The 4,505-nt window shown below is 74.9% G+C and carries 5 protein-coding genes and 1 pseudogene; 5 read left to right on the forward strand and 1 reads right to left on the reverse strand.

Annotation, left to right across the window (positions count from 1 at the left end):
• Nucleotides 1-239: pseudogene (locus tag ACWEVO_RS30970) on the reverse strand (hypothetical protein); the annotation flags it as partial.
• Nucleotides 240-249: 10 nt separating this feature from the next.
• On the opposite strand from ACWEVO_RS30970, the gene ACWEVO_RS30975 reads away from it, so the two are divergent.
• The 5 genes from ACWEVO_RS30975 to ACWEVO_RS30995 form a co-directional block, all read left to right on the forward strand.
• Nucleotides 250-582: a hypothetical protein gene (locus ACWEVO_RS30975; RefSeq protein ID WP_452311006.1), complete on the forward strand. Its 333-nt coding sequence runs from the start codon at nt 250-252 to the stop codon at nt 580-582.
• 54 nt (nt 583-636) lie between these two features.
• Nucleotides 637-1,665: a hypothetical protein gene (locus ACWEVO_RS30980; protein ID WP_452311007.1), complete on the forward strand. Its 1,029-nt coding sequence runs from the start codon at nt 637-639 to the stop codon at nt 1,663-1,665.
• A gap of 73 nt (nt 1,666-1,738) precedes the next feature.
• Nucleotides 1,739-2,695: a mechanosensitive ion channel family protein gene (locus ACWEVO_RS30985; RefSeq protein ID WP_452311008.1), complete on the forward strand. Its 957-nt coding sequence runs from the start codon at nt 1,739-1,741 to the stop codon at nt 2,693-2,695.
• A gap of 118 nt (nt 2,696-2,813) precedes the next feature.
• A complete protein-coding gene (locus ACWEVO_RS30990) occupies nt 2,814-3,671 on the forward strand; it encodes a hypothetical protein (protein ID WP_452311009.1) in 858 nt (285 codons plus the stop codon).
• A 94-nt stretch (nt 3,672-3,765) separates the two neighbouring features.
• On the forward strand, nt 3,766-4,505 hold a 740-nt coding region (locus ACWEVO_RS30995), incomplete at its 3' end, for an MFS transporter (RefSeq protein ID WP_452311010.1).

The following is a 4,505-nucleotide window of genomic DNA, read 5'->3' on the forward strand; positions in this document are numbered from 1 at the left end:
GCCGCCGCGCCGGCCGGCCCGGCCTCGGTCGACCCGACCGGCGCCCCCACCCCGACCGAGGCGGCCACGGCGACCCCGGACCCCACCCCGAGCGGCTCGGCCACACCCACGCCGTCCGCCGCCCCGACCACCACGCCGAGCCGGTCCCGATCGGCCGCGCCGACCCGATCCCCGGCACGCACCAGCGCGCCGCCACCACCGCCGACCAGCACCGCCCCGCCGCCCCCGCCGGACGTCACCGCCCCCGCCGTGAACGGCGTCAGCGCCGACCCCAACCAGCTGGAGCCGAAGGGCTGCCCGTACGGCTACCGAACCAGCACCGTCACCGCCACCGTCACCGACGACCGCAGCGGCCCGGCCGCGCTGACCGTCAACGTCCGCTACACCCTGGAGAACGTCACCTCGACCGTGCCGATGAGCTCGATCGGGCAGGGCGGCTTCCAGGGCACCCTCGGCCCGCTGCCGATGCCGAAGCTGAGTACCCGCATGCCCGTCCAGGTCACCGCCGCGGACGCCGCCGGCAACACGGTCACCTCCTCGACGGTGTACGTGACCCTCTACAACTACTGCACCCCCGGCTGAGGAGTAGACCGTGCCCGCTGCCCACACCGCCGCCGCGACCCGGGAACGGCTCGCGTGACCCGGCCGGAGGAGCCCACCGAGGCGCTGCCCACCCGGGCGATGCCACCGGTCACCGAGCCGGGGACCACCGTCGACCTCGACAGCACCATGGCGGTCGGCGGCAGCGAACCGACCGTCCACCTCGCCGCCGCCGACGCCACCGTGCACCTGACCGCCCCGGACCAGGCCGCGCACCTCGGCTCGTCGGACGCCACGGTCCACCTCGGCGCGCCCGACCAGACCGTCCACCTCGGCGGTCATGACCGAACCGTCCCCCTCGCCGTGCCGCACCAGACCGTGCACCTCGGTGCGACCGACCGGACGCCGACCTCCGGGCCGACGGTGCCCAGGGCGAATCCCGGCGCCACCGACCGGACCGTCAGTTTCGGTTCGGCGGACGCCGCCACCACCCACTTCGGCGCGCCGACCGGACCCCCCACCACCCCGTTCGGCGTCCCGGCCGGGCGCATCCCCGCCGTGACCGGGCCGATCACCTCCGGCTACGGCGCGACCACCGGCGCGTACCCTGAACAGTCGGCCCCCGCCGGGGAGGTCCGCTTCGGGCCCGGCGTGCCGGCGACCCCGCCCGGCGCCCCCGCGTGGCCGGCTCCGGCCCCGGCGCGCCCCCGCCGTCCGGTGTGGCGCCGAGCGGTCTCCGTGCTCTCCACCCTGCTGACCCTGGCGCTGGTCGCGGTGGTCGGGCTCTACCTGTGGGAACGGCTCAGCCCGGTCGAGGTGGAGGGCGTCACCGTGGCCGTGCCCCGGCCGGCCGGCGACCGCTGCGACGTCACCGTCGACGTGGTGGCCACCGTGCGGACGAACGGCCGGGGCGGGATCATCCGCTACCAGTGGTTCCGCTCCGACGCACCGCCCGGCGCGCTGCTCACCGAGCGGGTCGGCCGCGGGCAACGGACCGCGACCCTGACCCTCAAGTGGACGTTCAGCGGCGTCGGCGCTACCACCGAGACGGCCACCGTCAACATCATCGAGCCGTCGCCGGTCCAGGCCGGCACGCAGGTCACCTACCGCTGCCGGCGCGGCTGATCGGGTTTTCCGAGGCGACGCCGAGGGTAGGTCCTGCACGGACCGACCTGAATCCGTCCGTGGAGGCCCTTCGATGAGAGACAACTTCGGGAACGCGGTGGGCGACGCGTTCCGCTCGGTGATGCTGTTCCTGCCCAAGGCGGTAGCGTTCATCGCCATCCTGGTGGTCGGCTGGCTGATCGCCAAGGCCGTGCTGAAGATCGTGGACAAGGTCCTCGAGCGGGTGCACTTCGACAAGGCCGTCGAGCGGGGCGGCATCAAGACCGCCCTGGCCCGGTCCCGCTACGACGCCAGCGACATCGTCGCCAAGCTCGCCTACTACGCGGTGCTGCTGGTCACCCTGCAGCTCGCCTTCGGCATCTGGGGCCCGAACCCGATCTCGGACCTGATCGCCGGAGTGATCGCCTGGCTGCCCCGGGCGTTCGTCGCCATCGTGATCGTGGTGGTCGCCGCGGCGATCGCCAAGGCGGTCAAGGACATCATCTCCAGCGCCCTGGGCGGCCTGTCCTACGGCCGGATCCTCGCCAACATCGCCTCTGTGTTCATCCTGGGCCTGGGCGTCATCGCCGCGCTCAACCAGATCGGTGTGGCCACCGCGGTGACCACCCCGGTGCTGATCGCGGTGCTGGCCACCGTCGGCGGCATCCTGGTCGTCGGCGTCGGCGGCGGCCTGGTCCGCCCGATGCAGAGCCGGTGGGAGAACTGGCTGGCCCGGGCCGAGGAGGAGTCGCGGACCATCGCCACCCACGCCCGCGCCTACCAGGCCGGCCGGCGGGACGTCGAGGCCCGGCTGAGCGACGGCAACCCGTACGCCGAGGCCGAGCTGACCCAGCCGGTGGCCCGGGACACCGAGGCCGACCGCACCCAGCCGGTCGCCCCGCACGGGCCGACGGCGTCGGCCGCCTCGCCGTACGCCGAGGCGGAGCGCACCCAGCCGACGACGCCGCGCCAGCCCACCGCCGAGCAGGCGGCGGACAGCGAGGCCACGATGGTGCTGCCGCCGGTGGACGCGGAGAAGTTCCGCCGCTGACCAGCTGCACGGACAACCGGGGCGGGCCCGACGGGCCCGCCCCGGTCGTGTGTGCCACCGTCAGATCGTCACGACACGAGGGGGGTCCGGCGGCACCCCCGAGGTGAGGAGCCCGTGAGTGCGCGTCAGCATGGCGACCAGCGCCGGTGCGACCGGCCGGCCCAACGAGGATTTCGTCGGTGCCGTTCCCGGCGCCGCCGTGCTGCTGGACGGCGCGGGCATCCCGGGCACCGAGTCGATCTGCGTCCACGGGGTCGCCTGGTACACGCACCGCCTCGGTGGCGCGCTGCTCGGCCGGCTGTCCCGCGACGACGGGCGGGACCTCGCGGCGATCCTGGCCGCCGCGATCGACGAGATCGCCGCCGAGCACCGTGGCACCTGCGACATCACCGACCCGAGCAGCCCGCAGGCGACCGTGGTGATGGTCCGCAGCCACCGGGGCCGGCTGGACCATCTCCTGCTCGCGGACTCCTTCCTGGTCCTCGACCGGGCCGACGGTGGCCCTCAGGTCCGCACGGACGAGCGGGAGGTCACCGCCCGGCGGGCCTGCGCCGCCCCGTTGGCCGGCGTCGCGCCCGACACCCTGGCGTACGACCGCATCCGCGACTCCTGTGTCGACGCGCTGCGCGCCCGGCGGAACCGACCGGGCGGCTACTGGCTCGCCAAGGACGATCCGCGTGCGGCGCGGGAAGCCGTCACCGGCAGCCACCCGCTCTCCGAACTGGACGGCGTCGCGCTGCTCAGCAACGGCGCCAGCCGCATCGTCAGCCCGTACGGCCTGACCGACTGGCCGGGCGTGCTGGGGCTGCTGCGCGCCGGCGGGCCGGCCGAGGTCATCCGCCGCGTCCGGCAGGCCGAGGCGCACGCCGCCGCGGGCCCCGACATCCGGGCCCCGGACGACGCCACGGTCGCCCACTGCACCCACCTGTCGCGGGGGCACCACCCGCCGTCGATGCCGGATACCATCGGCGCATGACCTGGCGATGTTGATCCTGCCCTAGCGATCATGCCCGCGGGCCGCCGCGGACGCCGTACGTCCGGTGTCCGTCTCGTCCCCGTGGGAAGGCCTCATGATCGTCACTCCTGCGCGCGTACCCGCGGCCCGCCGGCTGGCGGCCGCGCTCTACGGCTACGCGTTCCTCACTGACTTCGTCCTGCTCTACCCGCTGTACGTGCTGCTGTTCGCCGACACCGGGCTGTCGGTCGGGCAGATCTCCTCGCTCTTCGTCATCTGGTCGGCCACCGGCATCGTGCTGGAGGTGCCCTCCGGCGCGTGGGCCGACGCCGTCTCCCGGCGGCTGCTGCTCGTACTGGCCCCGCTGCTGCCGGCCGTCGCGTTCGCGCTCTGGGTGCTCGTCCCGTCGTACCCGGCGTTCGCCGTCGGCTTCGTGCTCTGGGGTGCGGGCGGGACGCTTCGCTCCGGCGCCCTGGAGGCGCTGGTCTTCACCGAACTCGACCGGTTGGGCGCTGCCGGTCGGTACGCCCGCCTGATGGGTCGGGCCAGAACGGCGGACGTGGCGGCCGCGGCGGCCGCCGGGGCGGTGGCGGGCCCGGTCTTCGCCCTCGGCGGCTACCCGGCGGTCGGTGTGGCCAGCATCGGGGCGTGTCTGCTCGCCGCCGCCGTCGCGACCCGGTTCCCGGAGCACCCGGCGGCCGCTGAACCGTCCGCGCCGGCCGACGGGGACGACGAGCCGGGCTGGCTGGCCAGCCTGCGACAGCGCCGCTGGGGCTACTTCGCCCTGCCGGTGCTGCACCACGACCGGCTGGTCGGCAAGGTCGACGCCACGGCCGACCGGAAGGGCAAGGCGTT

Source organism: Micromonospora sp. NPDC003776 (genome assembly GCF_053605645.1).